The 20,057-nt window shown below is 60.9% G+C and carries 17 protein-coding genes; 14 read left to right on the plus strand and 3 right to left on the minus strand.

Annotated elements, in window-relative coordinates:
• Positions 1-4: 4 nt before the first annotated feature.
• The 11 genes from bioD to lysA all read left to right on the plus strand — a co-directional run bounded on the left by bioD (position 5) and on the right by lysA (position 11,402).
• Complete coding sequence (gene bioD, locus ABIB60_RS03180) at positions 5-625, plus strand: dethiobiotin synthase (protein WP_354577691.1); 621 nt, start codon at positions 5-7, stop codon at positions 623-625.
• A gap of 225 nt (positions 626-850) precedes the next feature.
• Entirely contained in the window at positions 851-2,182 is a 1,332-nt protein-coding gene (bioA, locus tag ABIB60_RS03185) for an adenosylmethionine--8-amino-7-oxononanoate transaminase (RefSeq protein ID WP_354577692.1), read from the plus strand.
• The gene (locus ABIB60_RS03190; RefSeq protein ID WP_354577693.1) at positions 2,175-3,446 is read left to right on the plus strand and encodes a beta-ketoacyl synthase N-terminal-like domain-containing protein; all 1,272 of its coding nucleotides are present in this window, start codon (positions 2,175-2,177) and stop codon (positions 3,444-3,446) included. The genes bioA and ABIB60_RS03190 overlap by 8 nt, the downstream gene beginning before the upstream one ends.
• 162 nt (positions 3,447-3,608) lie before the next feature.
• The gene (locus ABIB60_RS03195) at positions 3,609-4,967 is read left to right on the plus strand and encodes a M20/M25/M40 family metallo-hydrolase (RefSeq protein WP_354577695.1); all 1,359 of its coding nucleotides are present in this window, start codon (positions 3,609-3,611) and stop codon (positions 4,965-4,967) included.
• Between the two features lie 73 nt (positions 4,968-5,040).
• The gene (locus tag ABIB60_RS03200) at positions 5,041-5,910 is read left to right on the plus strand and encodes a hypothetical protein (protein WP_354577696.1); all 870 of its coding nucleotides are present in this window, start codon (positions 5,041-5,043) and stop codon (positions 5,908-5,910) included.
• A 435-nt stretch (positions 5,911-6,345) separates the two neighbouring features.
• A complete protein-coding gene (locus ABIB60_RS03205; RefSeq protein ID WP_354577698.1) occupies positions 6,346-7,113 on the plus strand; it encodes a slipin family protein in 768 nt (255 codons plus the stop codon).
• A gap of 149 nt (positions 7,114-7,262) precedes the next feature.
• Positions 7,263-7,772: a hypothetical protein gene (locus ABIB60_RS03210; protein ID WP_354577699.1), complete on the plus strand. Its 510-nt coding sequence runs from the start codon at positions 7,263-7,265 to the stop codon at positions 7,770-7,772.
• Between the two features lie 10 nt (positions 7,773-7,782).
• Positions 7,783-8,436 (plus strand): hypothetical protein, encoded by a 654-nt coding sequence (locus ABIB60_RS03215; RefSeq protein WP_354577701.1) that lies wholly within the window; start codon positions 7,783-7,785, stop codon positions 8,434-8,436.
• 125 nt (positions 8,437-8,561) lie between these two features.
• Positions 8,562-8,708, plus strand: a complete 147-nt coding sequence (locus ABIB60_RS03220; protein ID WP_354577702.1) for a hypothetical protein — start codon at positions 8,562-8,564, stop codon at positions 8,706-8,708.
• Positions 8,709-8,856: 148 nt separating this feature from the next.
• Complete coding sequence (locus tag ABIB60_RS03225) at positions 8,857-10,197, plus strand: aspartate kinase (RefSeq protein ID WP_354577703.1); 1,341 nt, start codon at positions 8,857-8,859, stop codon at positions 10,195-10,197.
• 62 nt (positions 10,198-10,259) lie between these two features.
• Entirely contained in the window at positions 10,260-11,402 is a 1,143-nt protein-coding gene (lysA, locus tag ABIB60_RS03230) for a diaminopimelate decarboxylase (RefSeq protein ID WP_354577704.1), read from the plus strand.
• A 477-nt stretch (positions 11,403-11,879) separates the two neighbouring features.
• On the opposite strand, the gene ABIB60_RS03235 is transcribed toward lysA, so the two are convergent.
• Together ABIB60_RS03235 and ABIB60_RS03240 are read right to left on the minus strand one after the other, a co-directional pair.
• Positions 11,880-13,532, minus strand: coding sequence for an ArnT family glycosyltransferase (locus tag ABIB60_RS03235; RefSeq protein WP_354577706.1), 1,653 nt, complete (start codon positions 13,530-13,532; stop codon positions 11,880-11,882).
• Between the two features lie 55 nt (positions 13,533-13,587).
• A complete protein-coding gene (locus tag ABIB60_RS03240) occupies positions 13,588-13,794 on the minus strand; it encodes a hypothetical protein (protein WP_354577707.1) in 207 nt (68 codons plus the stop codon).
• Between the two features lie 78 nt (positions 13,795-13,872).
• Here ABIB60_RS03240 and ABIB60_RS03245 point away from each other — a divergent pair, with 78 nt between their 5' ends.
• From ABIB60_RS03245 to ABIB60_RS03255, 3 genes are all read left to right on the plus strand, one after another.
• Entirely contained in the window at positions 13,873-14,472 is a 600-nt protein-coding gene (locus tag ABIB60_RS03245) for a sce7726 family protein (protein ID WP_354577708.1), read from the plus strand.
• Between the two features lie 167 nt (positions 14,473-14,639).
• The gene (locus ABIB60_RS03250) at positions 14,640-16,160 is read left to right on the plus strand and encodes an SDR family oxidoreductase (RefSeq protein ID WP_354577709.1); all 1,521 of its coding nucleotides are present in this window, start codon (positions 14,640-14,642) and stop codon (positions 16,158-16,160) included.
• 364 nt (positions 16,161-16,524) lie between these two features.
• Positions 16,525-18,360, plus strand: a complete 1,836-nt coding sequence (locus ABIB60_RS03255; RefSeq protein WP_354577711.1) for a prolipoprotein diacylglyceryl transferase family protein — start codon at positions 16,525-16,527, stop codon at positions 18,358-18,360.
• Positions 18,361-18,507: 147 nt separating this feature from the next.
• Here the strand turns inward: ABIB60_RS03255 and ABIB60_RS03260 are convergent, their stop codons facing one another.
• Complete coding sequence (locus ABIB60_RS03260; protein WP_354577712.1) at positions 18,508-20,049, minus strand: aldehyde dehydrogenase family protein; 1,542 nt, start codon at positions 20,047-20,049, stop codon at positions 18,508-18,510.
• Positions 20,050-20,057 lie beyond the last annotated feature (8 nt).

Consider the following 20,057-nt stretch of genomic DNA (forward strand, 5'->3'; position numbering starts at 1 on the left):
TTATTTGGAACGACTCTTCATCACCGGCATCGGCACGGACGTGGGCAAAACGCTCGTGTCGGCCATTCTTACCGAAGCCCTGCAGGCCGACTACTGGAAGCCCGTGCAGGCCGGCCTCACCCCCACCACCGACGCGGCCACCGTGCGCGGCCTCGTCCAAAACCCCGTCAGCCACTTCTGGCCCGAGCGGTACCGGCTGCAGCTGCCGGCCTCGCCCCACGCCGCCGCCGCCGCCGAGGGCCTCATCCTGCGCCCCAATGACTTTCAACTGCCCCACACCAATAACCACCTGCTGGTAGAAGGCGCGGGCGGCTTGCTGGTGCCTTTGGCGCCCGGCTTCCTCATTGCCGACCTCGCCCAGCAATTCGCCCTCGATGTGGTAGTGGTATCACGCAACTACCTGGGCAGCATCAACCACACCCTGCTCACGCTGGAAGCCCTGCGGGCCCGCGGCCTGCGGGTGCGCGGCCTCGTCTTCAATGGGGAGCCCACGCCTGCCACCGAGGAGTTCATTACCGCGCACACCGGCGTCCCGATTATGCCCCGCGTACTGCTGGAGCCAGAGGTGACCCCCGCGGTGGTGAGCCGCTACGCCGCCGGGTTCCGGGCGTGGTTCGGGCTGTAGCGGCCATCTATCATGTTGCCTGTCATACTGAGCTGGCGCAGGAACTTATTATGTCTGAACTGCTGGCGTAGTAACGACTTGCGCTGACATGATAAGGTCCTTCGCTCCGCTCAGGATGACAGACGTGGTCCAATGGCACCGCCAACCGAGAATTCCCGTCTCAAACCACCGTCAGCGCGGGCGGTTGTAGCTTTGCCGCGGCCGTTACCTTCGGCCCCACCCGCAATGCCCCACCTTACTCCCCTTGCTCAGCGCGACCACGCCGTTTTGTGGCACCCCTACACCCAGATGCACACCGCCCCGCTGCCCATCCCCATTGTGCGGGGTGAGGGCAGCTGGCTGGTGGCCGAAGACGGTACCCGCTACCTCGATGCCATTTCCTCCTGGTGGGTAAACCTGCACGGCCACAGCCACCCCGCCATTGCCGCCCGCGTGAGCGAGCAGCTCCGCACCCTGGAACACGTGCTGTTTGCCGGCTTCACCCACCCCGCCGCCGTGGAGCTGGCCGAGCAGCTGCTGGCCCTGCTGCCCGCCAACCAGGCCCGCGTATTCTACTCCGATAATGGCTCCACGGCCGTGGAAGTGGCCCTGAAAATGGTGCTGCAGTACTTTCATAACCAGGGCCAGCCCGAGCGTCGCACCTTCATCTGCTTTCAGAACTCCTACCACGGCGACACCTTCGGGGCCATGGCCGTGAGTGCCCGCGGGGCCTTTACCGAGCCGTTCTGGCCGCTGCTGTTCAACGTGGAGTTTCTGGACGTGCCAGTGCCGGGCCACGAGGCCGCAACGCTGGCCCAGCTCGACACGCTGCTACTGCGCCCTGATGTAGCTGGCTTCATTTTCGAACCCTTGGTGCTGGGCACGGCCGGCATGGTGATGTACGAGCCCGACGTGCTGAGTGAGTTGCTGCGCCGCTGCCACCAGGCCGGGGTGCTCTGCATTTCGGATGAGGTAATGACCGGCTTCGGCCGCACCGGCCCGCTGTTCGCCTCCGAGTTGCTGACGGAGCAGCCCGACATCATGTGCTTCTCCAAGGGCCTCACCGGCGGCACGTTGGCCATGGGCCTGACCACCTGCGCGGCGCCCATCTACGAGGCTTTTCTCAGCCACGACAAGATGCGGGCCCTATTTCACGGCCACTCCTACACGGCCAACCCCGTGGCCTGCGCCGCTGCTTTGGCGAGTCTGGAGCTTACCCGGGCAGACGAATGCACCCAGCAGCGCCAGCGCATCGAGGCCGCGCACGCCGCGTTCCGGCAGGAAATTGAGAACCAGCCGGGCGTGCGGGCGGTGCGGCACCGGGGGACCATCCTGGCCGTGGAGTACGACCCCGGCGAGGGCACCAGCTACTTCAGCCGCCTGCGCGACGCCTTTTACCAACTGGCCCTTGACCACCGCGTAGTGCTGCGTCCTCTCGGCAACGTGGTGTACCTGCTGCCGCCTTACTGCACCACCGACGCGGAGCTGGAGCTACTGTACGCGGTGCTGCGCCGCATGCGCGAGCTGGTGCTCGACTTCATTCCCGCCCCCAACCTGCCCGAAATCCTGCATGACTAACCCACTCACCGGGTCCGAAGCCCTTACCGTTATCCGGGGCCGGGGCCGGGTATCGGCCCTGGGCCGGGCGCTGCCAACGTCCGGCGACGCCCTCACTTCGTCCTTCACTACCCACCCCACCGGCGTACCCGTGGCCGCCCTGCCCGCCCCCGCCGAAGCGGCGGTAGCCGAGCTGCGCCGCCACCCCAGCTACCGCCAGCTCGACCGCACCGTGCTGCTAGCCCTGCTGGCCGCCCGCCAGGCTACTGCCCAGGCTGGGTGGGGAAATGGTGAGACGGTGAGTGGGGAAATGGTGAGTGAGGGACAAGAACGCCACCTCGCCGATTCACCATTTCCCCATTTCCCCATTTCACCGTTGGCTGTCAGTATTGGCAGCAGCCGGGGGGCTACGGAGCGGCTGGAGCAGTTTCACGCGCAGTTTCTGGCGGAAGGCACGGTGCCCGTGGCTGCTTCCCCGCTCACTACTCTGGGCAACGTGGCCAGTTGGGTGGCCTTTGATGCCGGCGCTACGAGCGAGGTGGCCCTGAGCCACTCCAGTACCTGCAGTAGCGCCTTCCAGGCTTTGGGTAATGCGCGGGCCTGGCTGCGGGCGGGCATGGCCACCCGATTTCTGGCCGGCGGGGCGGAGGCCCCCCTCACCAATTTCACCTTGGCCCAGATGCAGGCCATTGGTATTTACTCTCCGTTAGCGGCGGCAGCCTGGCCCTGCCGGCCCGGAGCGGGTAAGCCTTCCACCTTTGTGCTGGGCGAAGGAGCGGCCGTATTTGCTCTGGAGCAAGTGGGCGTTGAGCAGGCACTTGCCGAGGCCCAGCCGCTTTTTGTGCTCGAAGGGGTGGGCTTTGGCTTTGAAGGCATTGGCAGCAAAACCGGCCTTTCGCCCGAGGGCCAGCATTTTCAGCAGGCCATCCGGCAGGTGCTGGGCCAGGCCGGGGTGTCGCCGGCCGAGGTGGATGCTGTGGTTCTGCACAGCCCCGGTACCCCGGCCGGCGACGCGGCCGAGCGGGCCGCCCTGCACGCTATATTTGGGGAACACCTGCCGCCGCTGCTGTCTAATAAGTGGCTGCTTGGGCATACCCTGGGCGCTTCGGCCGCGCTGAGCCTGGATTTTGCCCTGCACATACTCGAAACCCAGCAGTGGCCCACCACCCCGTTTGCTACTGATTTGGCAACGCAAACACCCCAACCAATCCGGCGCATTCTGGTCAATGCGGCTGGTTTTGGCGGTAATGCGGCCAGCGCGCTGGTGTCGGTACTCAGTAAGTAAATGGGGTTTCGGGGTAATTTCTGTATACCAACTACCCTGGCTTTCTGCCTGCGCTCGGGCTAGCAGTTGGCATGTCCAGCAACTTTTACTGGCACTGGCTGCCTTCTGGCCGCAACGCCACGGCGCCAACCAACGTCTCTACCCACAACTCAACCAACCACCATGCGCCGTTCCGCTACTCTACTACTTGCCCTGGGTGTTGCTGCCCCTGTTTTCGCCCAAACCAAACCTGCTACTACACCCGATCCGCTCATCACCAAAATGGTGCAGGAGGTATCGGAACAGCGGCTGCGCGATGATATTGATAAGCTCGTAAGCTTTGGTACCCGCCACACCCTCAGCGACACCAAGAGCAAGAAGCGCGGCATTGGGGCGGCCCGCAACTGGGTGGAGGACGAGTTCCGCAAGTACAGCAAGGCCAGCGGCGGCCGCCTGAAAGTAGAGCAGGATACGTTCACCATCAAGCCCGATGGCCGCCGCATCAACCGGCCGGTGCTGATGGCTAACGTAATGGCTACCCTGCCCGGCACCGACCCTACCGACAAGCGCGTGTTCATCGTGAGCGGCCACATTGATTCGCGGGTGACCGACGTGATGAACGCCACGGCCGACGCGCCCGGCGCCAACGACGACGGCTCGGGCACGGTGGCGGTAATGGAGTTGGCGCGGGTGATGAGCCAGCAGCAGTTTCCGGCCACCATCATTTTCGTGGCGGTACAGGGCGAAGAGCAGGGTCTTTATGGCTCCACCCACTTGGCCAAACGGGCCAAAAAGGAAGGGTGGCAGCTGGTAGCTATGCTCAACAACGACATCATGGGTAGCTCCACGGGCCACGACCCGGAAATTAAGGACGATAAGCGCCTGCGCGTATTCAGTGAGGGCGTGCCCGCCACCGAAACCGCCGACGAAGCCCGGGTGCGCCGCACATTGAGCAGTGAAAACGACTCGCCCAGTCGCAACCTGGCCCGCTACACCCGCCTGGCCTGCCAGCAGTACGTGCCCGGCCACGAGGTGGTGCTGGAGTACCGCCCCGACCGGTTTCTGCGCGGCGGCGACCATACACCTTTTAACCAGCAGGGCTTCACGGCGGTGCGCTTCTCGGAGATGAACGAGGATTTTCGCCACCAGCACCAGGATCTGCGCACCGAAAGCGGGGAGGAATACGGCGACTACGCCAAGTTCATGGACTTCCCCTATCTGCGCAAAAATACCGGGGTAAACCTGGCTACGCTGGCCGCCCTGGCCCTGGCTCCCGCCGCCCCCGAAAACGTGGGCGTACTCACGGCCAACCTCACCAACCGCACCGAGCTGAAATGGGAAGCCCCCAAAGCCGGCGAGAAGCCAGCCGGCTACTACGTACTCATGCGCGAAACCAGCGCCCCGGAGTGGCAGCAGAAGTTCTTCGTGACGGACACCAAAGCCGACCTGCCCCACAGCAAGGACAACTATATTTTCGGGGTAGTTTCAGTAGATGCCGAGGGCCACGAGAGCCTGCCCGTTATTCCGAAGCCGGTGCGGTAAATTGCGCTGTTCTATTCCCGTAAAAGCCCATTCTGCAGTGCAGAATGGGCTTTTACTTATATCTTACGGCTGTATGAGGCCCGCTTTTATCCGTTACCGCTATTGTTTTGGCTATCTATTTTTCCTGCTGACATACGCCCTACCCGCTGCCGCGCAGTGCGAATATTACCCCTGGATAGCAGTGTGGCCAGGTGAACACGCCCTAACGATTCAGCCGCGTCAGCTTTTCCTGCTTTCGGTGGGGAGCTTCAGCGACGCCCGCTACGATTTCCGGCAGTTGGGCCGCCAGATTCCGCTCTACCTACGCTCCGCCCACGACTCAGTTCCGCTACGGGTACTGGAGCGCCCTGTTAACCCCCAGAGCAGCGACATGCAGTTGCTGCTCCAGCCGGTTCGTCCGCTCCTGCCCGATACCCTATACTCCCTGCGCTACGCCACCTCCGATGACTCGTACCGTGACCTGTTTCGGATGCAACGCGCCCGCGCCGGCAGTAACCAATTGGTTCCGGTGTACCGTTGGCGCGTAGCCGCTACGCCCGATACGGAGCCTCCGCGCTGGACGGGCACGCCTACCGTGGTCCGCCGGGAGTACTCGGAAAATAGCGAAGGAATCAACAATTACGTGCACTTCTCTAGCCCTGTGCAAGATAATTCCCCAGTGCTCGTGCGGGCCACCATCTGGAGCGCACGGCTAGCGGCGCCAGTAATCAGCTACCTCGCGCCCTGGCAGAATCAGCTGGGTATTGGCTGGTTTACCTGCGGCGGCAACTTTACGTTTCAGTGGAATGAAACCTGTACGGTTACGTTTGAGGCCCTGGATGCGGCCGGTAACCGGAGCACCGCCACTGGCCGGCCTATATCCTTCCGGGCACCTAGCAAACCAGCGCCTGCGCCTGCCACTACAGGCCAGCCAGCAACCCGGCCTGCTGCCCCGAAGAAATAGGTATCTGCTCACGGCCCTGGCTAGCCCGCTACGCCTACTATAGGCTATCTGTTCCCTAAGTGCCCGACTGTATTTTGGTCTTTGCTGAGCTTCGTTTACCTGAGCGGCACGCTCTTTTTTACCGAATGCACGACTAGGTGCTTACGCTACTGGCCTAATCTATCGGCTTTGCACCATGTAGCTATTTTCTGCCCGAAAGCTTCATTTAGTAGCACGCAGCAAGTCAACTTCTCGCTACCGGCAGCTCTCACAGAACCACACCATTTCGACCATTACACCCTTCCAAAATGGGTTGGTGTGCAAACCAGGAATCAGCTCCATCCTGCGTTTTCAGGGCTGAAACAGAGTTAAATACCACGCCGGCACTGGTTGGCACGGCCTCTGTGCTTCCAGCTATACCTGTTTCACTTTTGCGGCCGTGGGCCATTTCTTACCATGATTACATTGTATGCGGTACTGGGGCTGGGGTTGATTTTGCTATGTATGGGCCTGTGCATTGCTCAGGAGTACGAGCGGGCCATTGTGTTCCGACTGGGCCGGTACGCGGGGCGGCGCGGGCCGGGGCTGTACTGGATTATCCCGTTTATTGAGCGCCGCACCACCGTGGATATTCGCACCAAAACCGTCGACCTGGAGCAGCAGGAAACCATTACCAAGGACTCGGTAACCATCAAGGTAAACGCGGTGCTCTGGTTTCGGGTGGTAAACCCCGAGGACGCCATCATCAAAGTGGCCAACTTCAACCAGGCGGTGTACCAACTCTCCGTTACGGCCCTGCGCAATATCATCGGCCAGCACCAGCTGGACGAGGTGCTCAAGGAGCGGCAGCAAATCAACGCCACCCTGCAGCAGCTGGTAGATGCCGCCACCGAAACCTGGGGCGTAAAAATTGAGATGGTGGAAATTAAGGACGTAGAAATTCCGGAATCCATGCAGCGGGCCATGGCCCGGGAGGCGGAGGCTATCCGCGAGAAACGGGCCCGCATCATCAAGGCCGAAGCCGAGCTGGAAGCTTCCCTCAAACTTACCCAGGGTGCCAAGCAGATGGAGGAAAGCCCCATGGCCTTGGAGCTGCGCCGCATGCAGATGCTTTCCGAAATCGGCATCGACAACAATACCACCACCGTGGTGCTCATTCCCTCGGAGTTCACCAACCTGGCCCGGGGCTTCGCGCAAAACCAAGTGGCTACCCCGGTTTCGTAAGCTCGCTCACCTACCTCATTCACCCGCAGCAGGCACCGGCACGCCCCTAGGTCGCGCCGGTGTTTTTTTGCGTTTGGATCAGCCAGCAAGCTGCCCGCTTTCTGGTAGGATTATCCTATATTTCCACTTACGCTATCTACCTGATTTTCATGAAGGAACTTCGACTATTCTTTGCTGCTTTTCTACTGCTGACGGCTTCGGCTACCCAGGCTCAAACCAGCTACAAAGCCCCCACCGGCTACTCCTTCCAGACTGCCGACGACTATGCTGAGTATGAGCCCCAGGTTATTGCGGCGGTGAATTGGCTGGAAAAAACGCCCATGAACCAGCAAGCCGCTCTGCGTAAAGAAACCGACCAGTTCCTGTTCCAGTGGATCAGCGGCAGCTCCTCGGTATCGGTGCAGCTGCAGAAATACGTGGCCGATTTGGCCGGGCAGGACTCCGAGCTACTGATGCTGTTTATGGGTGGCTGGGCCCGTTACCAGCTCCAACACCCCGAGACCAAAGACCCCGCCGTGCTCAACACGGAAGGAATCCGGACCATGCTGCGCGCCTACCAGACTGGGGGCTTCAAGAAGAACAAACAACTGGACGAGCTGGTGAAGCTGGACTCGAAAGGCACTTTGGCCGAATGGGTGAAAAAGCAGCTGGCGGGCTAACTTGCCGGGCATGAAGTGCTTACTCTATTACGGCTTTTTGCCACTGGCCCTAGCTCTCCCCGCCTGCTCGCAGGAAAGCCCGATGAGTACCCAACGCCCCGCTGCCCCGCTGCCCGATAGCGCCTCTGCTACGGCGGCAGCACCGGTCCAGCACGCCGCCCCGGCCGCCGAAAAAGTAGTGCGCAACATGCTACAATGGTACTCCGTGAACATGGAGAAGCTTCCGGCCAATTTTATATTGCACGCCAACGGAGCGGATACCACCAAGTTTTACGCCGTTAATTTCCCCGGCACAGAAAACTGGTTGAAGTCTCTACAAGCCACCGGCTATTTCTCCGACGCCTACCTAAACGCGTGGCGCGCCTATTTCCGGCGGCAGAATGACACCTTGCGCGTACACCCCCAGAACGATGGCCCTGCGGCAGGCTTCGAGTATGATTTCATCCTGTACTCGCAGGAAGCCGACAGCAAAGTACAAGAGCTACAAGCCGGCACTTTCACTTCTGCCAGTAGCTCCCCAACCCACGCCGTGGTACTGGCCGCTGGCCCCAAGCACGCAGATAGTGGCTCACCCTGGCAAGAGCAGCTGCTTCTTGAGCTTAGCAAATCCGCGTCGCAAGGCTGGGTAATTGATGCTATTAGCAACCCACGGCAGGAAGATTAAATCTGATAAATTGAATGTAACGAAGCGGCGGCGTTTGGATTCTTCTGTTTCGCGTCCGTACTTGCGGCCGCAAAACGGCGCGGCGCCTTACTCTCACCTTGCCCTTGCTTCTTTCTGCTATGCTGATGTCAACTGTTTCGTACACTTCTTCCCTCTCGCCAAGTTTGGCTGGTGCGGCGGCGGTGTGCGCGTTGCTGAAGGGTAGCAAACAGGCAGGCCTGACTCTGGGCCTGCAGCTGATGAAGAAATCGAAGAAACGTAACCCGACCTGACCGTCGCAACCGTTCGTCGTACCTCCCTACTACTGAACTCTCAAGCGCCGGTCCTCCCAGGGTCGGCGCTTTTTTTGGCCCTGATTTTTTCATTTCCCGCAACCAGCCGGGCATTTTCCTCGACACTACGTTTCGTTTTTCACCTGATATGAAAGTTCTCAAGTTTGGCGGCACGTCCGTCGGGTCGGCGCAGCGGATGCGCGAGGTAGCAGAGTTGATTCACGCGCCCCACCTGCAACGGCGCATTGTGGTGCTCTCCGCCATGAGCGGCACCACCAACGCCCTGGTTGAAATTGGCCAGCTGCTGTACGCCGGTGACAGGGCAACAGCTGTAACCCGCATTGAGGACCTGCGCCAGCGCTACCACGAGGTAGCCCGCGAGCTGCTGCCCGAGCCAGCCATAGCCGAGCACGCCATCCAGGACCTCAACCAGAACTTCCAGACCCTACTCGACCTCACGCAGGCCCCACTTTCCGGCGATGGGGAGCGGGTGATTCTGGCGCAGGGTGAGCTGCTGAGCACGTTGTTGGTGCACCGCTACGTAACCCAGGTGCTGGGCCGCCCGGCCGTACTGCTTCCGGCCCTCGACTTCATGCGCCTCGACGCGGATGAAGAGCCCGACGCAGCCTACATTCAGGAGCATTTGGCCGCCACTTTGGCCCCACACGCCGCGCAGCAGTTGTTTATTACCCAGGGCTACATCTGCCGCAGCGCCCAGGGCTCGGTTGATAACCTTAAGCGCGGCGGCTCCGATTACTCGGCTTCCCTGATTGGCGCAGCGGCCCGGGCCGAGGAAATTCAGATCTGGACGGACATTGACGGACTGCATAACAACGACCCTCGGGTAGTGCAGGGCACCTACCCCATTCGGGAGTTGTCGTTTGATGAGGCGGCCGAGCTGGCTTACTTCGGGGCGAAGATTCTGCACCCCAGCTCCATTCTGCCGGCGGCCAAGCACAGTATTCCGGTGCGCCTGCTCAACACCATGCAGCCCGAGGCCCCCGGCACTATCATTTCCAGTCGTACCGGGGCCGAAGCCATCAAGGCCGTGGCCGCCAAGGATGGTATTACGGCCATCAACGTGAAATCCAGCCGGATGCTGCTGGCCCACGGCTTCCTGCGCAGCCTGTTCGAGATTTTTGAGCGGTACCGCACCTCCATCGACATGATTACTACCTCGGAAGTAGCCGTGTCCCTGACCATCGACGACGCCACCCGCCTGACCCAGATTTTGGAGGAGCTGGGCCGCTTTGGCTCCGTGGCCGTGGATGAAAACCAAAGCATTATCTGCCTGGTGGGCAACCTGGAGCAGGATTCGCACGGGGCGGCCAACCGGGCTTTTGCGGCCCTCAAAGATATTCCGGTGCGCATGATCAGCTACGGCGGCTCACCTAACAACATCAGCATTCTGGTGAGCACTACGGACAAAACCCGCGCTTTGCAGGCGCTGAATGCGGGGCTGTTCCAGGCATCAACTGCTAGCTATTAGCTGTTGGCTATCAGCTTTTGTCCGTCTTAGAATCAGCTAATAGCTAACAGCTCAAAATAACCATGTCTTTCCAACTTCCGGCGGCGCTTGCTCAGCAGCCCACGCCTTTTTACTACTACGACCTGCAGCTGCTGGACCAGACGCTGGCAACCCTAATGGCAGCGGCCCGGCCCGGCAACTTTCAGGTGCACTACGCCCTCAAGGCTAACTCCAACCTACCTATTCTGCAGCGCATTCAGGCGGCAGGGCTAGGGGCTGACTGTGTGAGTGGCGGCGAGGTGCAACGGGCTCTGGAAGCCGGCTTTGCCACCGACCACGTGGTATTTGCCGGCGTAGGGAAGTCCGATACTGAAATCAATCGGGCCCTGGCGGCCGATATTTTCTGCTTCAATGCCGAATCGGTGCCGGAGCTGCGGGTGCTGAATGAACTGGCCGCCGCCCAGGGCCGCACGGCCCGGGTAGCCCTGCGCATCAACCCCAACGTGGATGCCCATACGCACGCCTACATTACCACTGGCCTGGAAGCCAATAAATTCGGCATTAGCCTGCAGGATTTGGCGGGCGTTATCGACAGCCTCGACAGCCTGCCCAACGTGGAGCTGATTGGCCTGCACGCCCACATCGGCTCCCAGATTACCAACCTGCAGGTGTTTGCCGAACTTAGCCGCAAGCTAAACGAGCTGCAAACCTGGTTGGAAGGCCGGGGCCACCACCTACCCCACCTCAACGTGGGCGGTGGCCTGGGCATCGACTACCACACGCCTGATGAGCATCTAATCCCGGATTTTGCGGCCTACTTCGGCATGTTTGAGCAGCATTTACAGCGGCGGCCGGGCCAGCAGGTGCACGTAGAGTTGGGCCGGGCCGTGGTGGCGCAGTGCGGCACGCTGCTGAGCCGGGTGCTCTACGTGAAAGAAAGCCAGCAGGTACGTTTTGCTATTCTGGACGCGGGCATGACCGAGCTGATCCGGCCGGCCCTTTACGGCAGCCACCACCACATCCAGAACCTGAGCAGCCAGGGCGAATTGCAGCCCTACGACGTGGTAGGCCCCATCTGTGAGTCGTCGGACACGTTTGCCAAGGGCGTGCTGCTGCCCGAAACCCAGCGCGGCGACCTAGTCGCCATCCGCTCGGCGGGAGCTTACGGGGAAGTAATGGCTTCGGGCTACAATCTACGCGAGAAGGCGGCGGCCGTGTACCGGTAGGTTTACTAGAGCGTGTGGAGAGTTGATAAACTGTTCTGCCTAGCACGTCATGCCGAGCATGTGGCGCCTTGAGCCAGGGACGAAGTGTCTCGCGTGCTGATTTCTAGTTTATCCTTGTAATGTCAGCACGCCAGATGCTTCGCCTGCGCCTCTGCATGACGTTCTCTCCACGCGACTCTCCACACAGCCTAGCAGCATAGTTACCGATGCTTTACCGGCCAGAAGTGACTATTGGCTTGGCAGAAGTACCTGTTGGGCAAAACATTGGGTAAGGCAAGGAGGCACTATACTATCTTTGTTTCAATATCATACGGCGCTGGAAAGATGAATTGGAAAGGAACATCTTTCGCAGTGAAGCGTTGCGGTTGACGCAGGAATAGGGTGGATAATTATAATGCTCACCGCAACCCCGTTGAGAAAAAGCCGCTGCCTTTGGCAGCGGCTTTTCTGTTTGCCTGGGTGGCTGCTCCGTGCTGCCTACCAGCGCACCGTCCATTTACCCAGCTTTTGCTCTTGCGTGAAATAGCGCAGCATCCAGCGACGCTCCGGTTTCAGCTCGCCTTTGCTCAGTAGTACGGGGCGTTGTAGCAGCAGAGCGCCGAGGGCCGGCTCCTGGGTGGGGTCCTGGAGGTAGATGAGCTGGCGGCGCCAGGCGTCGTTGGTCTGGAACTGGGTTTCGCGGTTAAGGCTGGCGTTGCCGTCGTTGAGGGAAACCGGCACCTTTCCCAGCTCAAAAGCCAACGACGACGGCAGCTCGTTGTACACCAGCACCGGACGATTGGTGAGCTGTTTCTGGCGGATAAACTCGGCCAAGGGGCGGCTTCCGTTGAAGGTCAGCTCATTTTGCCTCATAATGGGCTTGGCTGCCAGCAGCAGAAACACCGTGAACAGCGTGGTAGCTACCAGCAGGCGGGGCGCAATGCGCACCTGGTTCCAGAGGGTAAGCGTGAGCACCAATGCCACCACACCCGCCGCTGGCCACGCGGCCGTGAGTGGCTTCACTTCCAAGCCCAGCGGCAGCACCGTGCTCAGGATGGGTAACAGGCAGAGAGCACCCAGCAGCAGCCCGAAAAACGCCACAATGCCCACGTACCAACGTAGCAGCACGGCCTCGGTGCAGCGGCCCAGGTAGTATACCGTGAGGAGCGCAATGCCGGGGAAGATGGGCAGCACGTAGAGCAGCAGCTTGGATTTGGATAGGGAAAAGAACAGCAGCGGCAGCAGCACCCAGAAGATGAGCACGTTGCGCCACTCCCGCGGCACCGAGTTCCAGGGGGTACGCACGGCCCGCACTATCAGCGCCACCGCCCAGGGCAGGCTGGTAGCCGGGGCCAGCACCAGGTAAAACCACCAGGGCTTGCTACGGTTGAAGGTGGCCGCGTTGGCAAACCGCTCCACCGTGTGCTCATACAAGAAGTAGCGCACGAAGGCGGGGTTTTCAGCCATCAAATACAGATACCAGCTCAGGCCCACCAGCACAAACAGCCCAAACCCCAGCGCGTGGTGCACCGTGAATAGCTGCCTGCGTTGGCCCTGGCGGAAGTAGTGCCCAATTACCACCATCAGCGGTAGGATGAAGCCCACTGGCCCCTTGGTCAGGAATGCCAGCCCCAGCCCCACCCAGAACAGGTACAGCCACCGCGCCCCACCCTGGTGGTAATAACGCAGAATGCCGTAGGCCGCCGCCAACTCCAGGGTAGCCAGGTAGGCATCAGTTGTCACATTCAGGGCCGAAATGAGCACCACTGGCAACGTGCCGTAGATGGCGGCGGCGGCCAGCGCCCGGGCCCGGTCTTGCTTGAATAGCAGCAGCCCCAGGCCGTATACCAGCACCACTTGCAGCAGCACCGCCAGCACCGGCAGCAGCCGCACACCTACCGTATTCTGCCCAAACAACCCCAAGCCGGCCGCCGTGAGCCAGTACGTGAGGGGTGGCTTATGGAAGTGGTAGATGCCCAGCAGCTGGGGGTGCAGCCAGTCCTGGCCCGTGAGCATTTCGCGCCCGATTTCGGCGTAGCGGGCCTCACTGCTTTCCAGCGGCCCCCAGCTACCCAGCTGCCACAGAAACGCGGCGCCCAGCACCAGTACAAAAATCCAGAGCCAGCGGCGCGAGGTCATGGGGAAAGGCATAGCGGCAACAATCAGCGGCAGTGAGTACAGCCACGAAGGTAGCCACAAAGCCTCGCTAGTGGTTGCCGGCTTCGCCCTCCGGGTCGCCGGGTGGCTTCTGCTTCGGGGTGGGTTCGGCTACTCGCTTCAAGCCCATACCCATAAACAGCAGCCCCAGGATGAGAAAGGTGGTTTGGTGCTCCCCAAACAAGCCAATACATACCCACACCAGGCCCGCGTAGAAAATAGGCGCCAGCTGATACGGACCAATTCGGTTGTTCATTCCTCAATGTAGGAAACCGGTAGCGTTGTTGCCCGCTTCTGGCGAACTTTGTCCCGGCTTTTGCGGCTACCTAGTTTCATGAACGACCCAGAAATCCGGACTTTGCTGTACCCGTTGCTGCAGGGCGGCGTGTACGTGGATGAGTTGCCTACCGGCACCACCCGCGCCGATGTGGTGCACATTACGGAGCAGTTTATGCACGGCTACGAGCTGAAAGGCGACGCCGATACGCTGCAGCGCGTGGCCCGGCAGCTGCCCTGCTACAGCCAGGCCTATGATTTTGTCACCTTCATCATCACTGAAAAGCACCTGGCCAAGCTCCTGCCCCAATTGCCCGAGTGGGTGGGCGTGCTGGTAGCTTCGCCCACGGGTTTGCTGCTGCACCGCCCGGCCCTCTATAATGCCACCGTGGAGCGGCCCGCCGTGGCCGGCCTGCTGCGGGTCGAGGAAATCAAGCAGTACCTGCTGGCCCGGGGCCTGCCGGGCGTGAGTGCCCTGCGCCGCCGCGACATTCTCAACTTTCTGCGTACTACCAAGCTCGTGCCCCTCTCCGACCTGGCCCACTTCGTGCGCCGCCAACTCATGGGCCGCATGGATGAGCGGCTGCTGATGCGGGCCGAGCGCAAAGCTGAGCGGGAAAGAATGGCCAAGCGCCGCAAAAAGCGCCCGAAGCGGTAGGCTGGGTAGCAGCGCAGTAGCGCGAACTTTGTAGTTCGCGTCTCCGTGCCGTTGCAACGACCCTAATGGTGCGGGGGCGCGAACTGCCAAGTTCGCGCTACTGAGCAGACCGGTAACCTCCTTGCTACCTCAGCAGTTACATAGCAGTATACCGTCTGGAAGCTGCCATGAATATTCTGCTTACCGGGGCCAATGGCTACATTGGCCAGCGCCTACTGCCGCTGCTGGTAGAAGCCGGCCACCACGTTACCTGTCTCGTGCGCGACGCCCGCCGCTTCGAGCTGCCGCCGGGCCTGCGTAGCCGCATCACCGTGGCCGAGGGCGACTTGCTCAAGCCCGATTCATTGGCCACTCTGCCCTTGAATATCGATGCCGCTTACTACCTGGTGCATTCCATGAGCGGGCACGATACCGACTTCTTCCGCCTGGAGCAGGAGTCGGCCCGCCATTTTACCGAGTACCTGAACCGCACCGGCTGCCGGCAGGTTATTTACCTCTCCGGCATAGCCAACGACCGGGCCCTGAGCGTGCATCTTCGCTCCCGCAAGGCCGTGGAGAAAACACTGGGCCAGGCTACTATCGCCCAACTCACCGTGTTGCGGGCCAGTATCATCATTGGGTCGGGCTCGGCGTCGTTTGAGATTATCCGGGATTTGGTGGAGAAGCTGCCTGTGATGATAACGCCGCGCTGGCTGAACTCCCGCTGCCAGCCCATTGGCATCCGCGACGTGATGCACTACCTCACTACCGTGCTCAACAATCCGGCTTGCCTGGGGCAGTCGTTTGATATTGGCGGGCCCGATGTGCTGACCTACCGCCAGATGCTGCTGGAACTGGCGGCCGTGCGCGGGCTGCGGCGCTACATCATTACGGTGCCGGTACTCACGCCCCGGCTGTCCTCGTGGTGGCTGTACTTGGTTACCAGCACCACGTTTTCGTTGGCCCAAAGCCTGGTGGAAAGCCTGCGCAATGATACCGTGGCCGACCCCAGCCGCAGTATCGACAAAGCAGTGCCTCATGCCTGCATGACCTACCGGGCGGCCGTGGAACTGGCTTTCCAGCGCATTGAGCAGAACGAGGTGGTAAGTAGCTGGAGTGATGCGCTGAGCAGCGGCGTGATGCCGCGCAACTACATGGACCACATCCAGATTCCGCAGCACGGCCTGCTCACCGACCGCCAGACGCTGCGCTTCACCCGTCTGCCCCGGGAGGTGCTGCAAAACGTGTGGAGCATTGGCGGCGACCGGGGCTGGTATAAGGTCGATTGGCTCTGGCGTATTCGGGGGCTGCTGGACAAGCTGGTGGGCGGCGTGGGTTTGCGCCGGGGCCGCCGCTCCCCCACCGACCTACGCGCCGGTGACCCATTGGACTTCTGGCGCGTGCTGGTAGCCGACCGCGCCAGCCGCCGCCTGCTGCTTTACGCCGAAATGAAGCTACCCGGCGAGGCCTGGCTGCAGTTCCGTATTCTGCCTAATGAGGATGGTACCCACACCCTGGAGCAACTAGCGGCTTTCCGGCCCCACGGCCTGGCCGGGCGGCTGTACTGGTACTCGTTGGTGCCGTTCCACTTTATCATCTTCAAAGGCATGATTGAGAATATTGTGCACTACGGAACCCGTGCCGCGGCCCCCCAGCTGCTACCCGGTACGGCACACCTCCCCGAGCCTAGCGCTCCGCCTGCTCCCTAAGTGCGCAGGTACTCCAGTAGCAAGAGAAGTAATAGCCTGTTTTCTATATAGTATTGCCCTGACGTAAAATCCTATAATCCTGGCAGTAATTATTTAACTATAAGCTACATAACAGTTAATTGTTTTTATCACAAAGTCTGATGTAGCTATAGGTTGGTTGGCATACAAGGTGAGCCTTCGGGTATCTTTCACTCGTTATTCATCCACCTATTCCTACGTGCTGGGTCACACCACCCCTGCTTAGCCGACTGGTTGTTAGTAGAAAATCCGGCCGCCTTCTGTCACCTCATTTTGAGAAACAGAAGGCGGCCATTTTACTACCCATTCTGAGCAAAAACCACCGCTATTTCTTTGCTGCCTATACATGGACAATCTTCTAGCTTCCTTAGCCTTCCGCTGGGCTGTACCCGGGGCCGACGCCGACTACTACACCCCCTTTTACGTGCTGGCTTTCGGCCTGAACCTGCTGCTGCTACTGCGGGAAGGCTGGCGGCGCGGTTACCCCATGCGCTCCTGGCTGGTAGTGCTGGCCTGCTCCTCTTTGGCCTTTATTCTGGGCACCAAGCTGCTGGCGCTTTCGGGCCCCGAGTGGCAGTTGCTGCTTTCTACCGGCCACTGGCCCGTATCGGGGGGACGCTCGGTGCTGGGCGGGGCCGTTAGCGGTACGCTTATGCTGTTGGCGCTGCGCCGGCCCCTCGGGTTTAGCTGGCATATGTTCGATGCCTTCGCCCTGCCCATGTGTGTAGCCCTTACCATTCAGTGCGTGGGCTGCCTGCTTACGGGATGCTGCTTCGGGGAGCCTACGGCCGGGGGCTGGGGCCTCACGTACGGGGCCGGCACCTGGCCCTACGTGGCGCAGACCACGCAGGGCACTATTGCGGCGGACGCGGCGCACTCTTTGCCGGTGCACCCCACGCAACTATACACCTTGCTGCTGTGCGCGGGCGTGGGTGCTTTGCTGGTGTTCACGCGGCATAAGCCTTGGCCGGGCGGCAGCCGCAACCTGCTGCACCTGGGGCTGCTACTGGCCGGCCGTTGGCTGATTGAGTTCTGGCGCGACGCGGCCGGCGAGCCGGTAGGTGCCGCGCTGCACGAACACGGCGCCCTGGCCCTGAACGAGTTGCAATGGGCCCTGCTGATACTAGCGCCCGCGCTGCTGGGCCTGTGGGTGTGGCAGCTGCGCCGGCAGCCGGCAACGGGGCATCAGCAGCCCGAAAAGCTCCCAGAGGCCCGGCCAGTTCTGAACCTGCTGGCGGTTGCTTGCATACTACTGGTTACCGCCTGGCTGGGAAGCTCGGCCCTCAGCCTGCCTGAAATCCTGGTGATGAAAGCCCTGCTGCTCTGCGTACTGGTGCTGGAAGCCGGGGCCGCGCTTCGGGGCTCCGCCCGGCAGCTGCAGCCGGCCCGGGTGGCCCTGCCGTTTTGCCTAGCTGCGGGCGTAATAGTGCTAACCAGCCAAGCCCCAGTTGATTCAACCCGGCACGAGCTGGAAATTAGTGTAGGTGCCGGGGAAGGAACGTATTTTGAGGATGTGGAAAAGAAAGGAGGATGCTCGGGCAGCCCCACCCGCACCACGTACGACCACCGATATGCCGTGCAAGGTGCCACCTTGGAGCTACACCGTACCAGCGACCATCAGACCACGTACGGCCTGGGCGTTTGGCGGGGCACCGACCGTGTGGCGTACCAGTTCCTGGACCCTACTACCGGGACCTTGCTCGGGGAGGCCGATAGTACGCACCAGCTATTTACCATCAACCCGTACATAGAGGGTAGCTCTGAGCTGCACCCGGGAAAGCTCGGTTTCGGTTACCGCGCTGGCTTGCACATGGGCCGGCTCAACGTGAAAGGGCAAAACGATGAAAGATTCCAGAAAACCCTGCTGGATGTTGGCCTGTGGGCAGGCGTCCGCGACAAGGTGTATATACAAGCTGACGTAAACCGCGGACCGTTAGGCCTTGGCAACCAAACAGTCCGGACTGGTATTGGCTCGGGGCTGGGCAAGCTGGATGGGCGTCATATTCTGGTAGGGCTAGCAACTTCCGTGGAAGAGTCCAGCCCGAAGATGGGGTTTGTCAGCGCCGACCTGCGGCTGGGTCAGAGCGGCTTCAGGCTCTACCCTTACGCTGCTACCAACTTTGCCCGCATGCATCAACTGAATCTGCGAGTAGGCTACCGGATTCCATTGAAAAAGAAGTGAGGATTGGCAGATACGTTCTGCAGGCTAGCCGAGCACGCCAGCAGAACGTACCTGGGCCGCTTGGTTTCACAGAGAGCCGCTAAAAGCAACGCCCTTCCCCCGTAGTAGGAAGAAGGGCGTTGCCTGTTGCGTGAAGGTAGCAGGAACTTATATTTTCTCGGGCAGCAGGGTAGCTTCCTGAAAGTTGCCCAGAATGGGCTTCTCGCCCTCGGTTACGGCTTCCACCAGCAGCGCGCCGCCCACAAACGCGCCTTTCCAGGATTCGCCGAGGCCCCCGAATACCTCTTCCCGGTCGCCGCGGGAACGGAGCTTGTTGATGCCCATTTTGAAGGCGCGCACCTCCTTAGCCGTCCGAGTGGCCCACTTTTCATCATCCGAAGCCAGGGCACCTACCAGGGCGCCGTTGCTGATGTTCATTTCGCCCACCAGCTCCTCCACCCGGTCTACCAGCACAATGCTGTCGATGGGGCCGAAGGGCTCCTTGAAGTACAACTCACTCTGGCGCGGCAGATTTACCAGGGCCCGAGGGGCCCGGTAAGCCGACATATCCTGGCCGGGCAGGAACAGGCTCTCATCCAGCTTACCCTCATAAATGGGCGTAGCACCGGTTTTCAGCGCGTCGGCGTAGAGGCGGTCCAGGTCTTCGGCTTGGGCTTTGTTGATAACGGGGCCAAACGCCAGATCCGGCAGCTTATCGTCGGCGGAGTCAACCAGCGTGGGGTTGCCCACTTTCAGGCTGCGGATGGTGTTCCAGTAGGTTTCCACGAATTGTGGGAACAGCCGCCGCTCCACCACGAAGCGCACGTAGGCGGTGCAGCGCTGCTTGCCGTAGTCGTAGCCCTTTTTGAGCTGGTCGGAGAGGCCGTCCCAGTCACTGAAATTCCAGATGCCGTAGGTGTTCACGCCTTCCATTTCCAGCATGTAGCGCTTGTGCTCCTGCGAGAGGGCATCGGCAATGTTGCGGCCGTTGTAGCGCCCCCCCACAAAGCTGAGGCAATCCACAGCCTCGTTTTTCACCAGCACGTCACTCAACTCCCCGCCCGAGCCGCTCACCAGCGTAACGGGTAGGCCACAACGGCGGGCAATGGCGAAGGTCAGGCTCAGGGAAATAAACCCACCATCGGTGGGCGTTTTGGCAATAACAGCGTTGCCGCACAGGGCTTGCACCAGCACCGCGTGCAGCAGCACCGACATGGGGTAGTTCCAGGAGGCAATGTTGCTCACCAGGCCCAGGGGCTTGCGCTGGCCCAGCATGCTTTCGATGTTGTCCACGTACCACTGCACGCCCTCAATGGCACGGTCAATGTCGGTGAAGCCCAGCTTGTAGGTTTTGCCGATTTCCCACATCAGCAGCTTGCCAATGAGCTCCACGTTGTCGCGCAACTGGTTAAGGCAGTCCTGCACCCGGCGCTTACGCTCATCCAGGTCCACGCGGGCCCAGTCGGCGGCTTCTTTTTTGGCGGACTGGACGGCGCGCAAAGCTACTTCCCGGCTGAGTATGGGCAGACTGCCTATCTCACTGCCATCAATGGGCGAAATGAACGGGCGGGGCGTGCCGGGCTCCTGCCAGCGGCCTTCCAGCAGGTTCAGGTAGCCGGTGCCATCGGCCGTGAAGATTTCGGGCGTTACGCTTTTGGTTTGTTGCAGCAGGGAGGCAAACTCAACCTGCGGAGAAACAATTTTTGCCATGGGGAGAA

It is taken from the genome of Hymenobacter sp. UYP22 (assembly GCF_040547285.1).
GTDB lineage: Bacteria > Bacteroidota > Bacteroidia > Cytophagales > Hymenobacteraceae > Hymenobacter.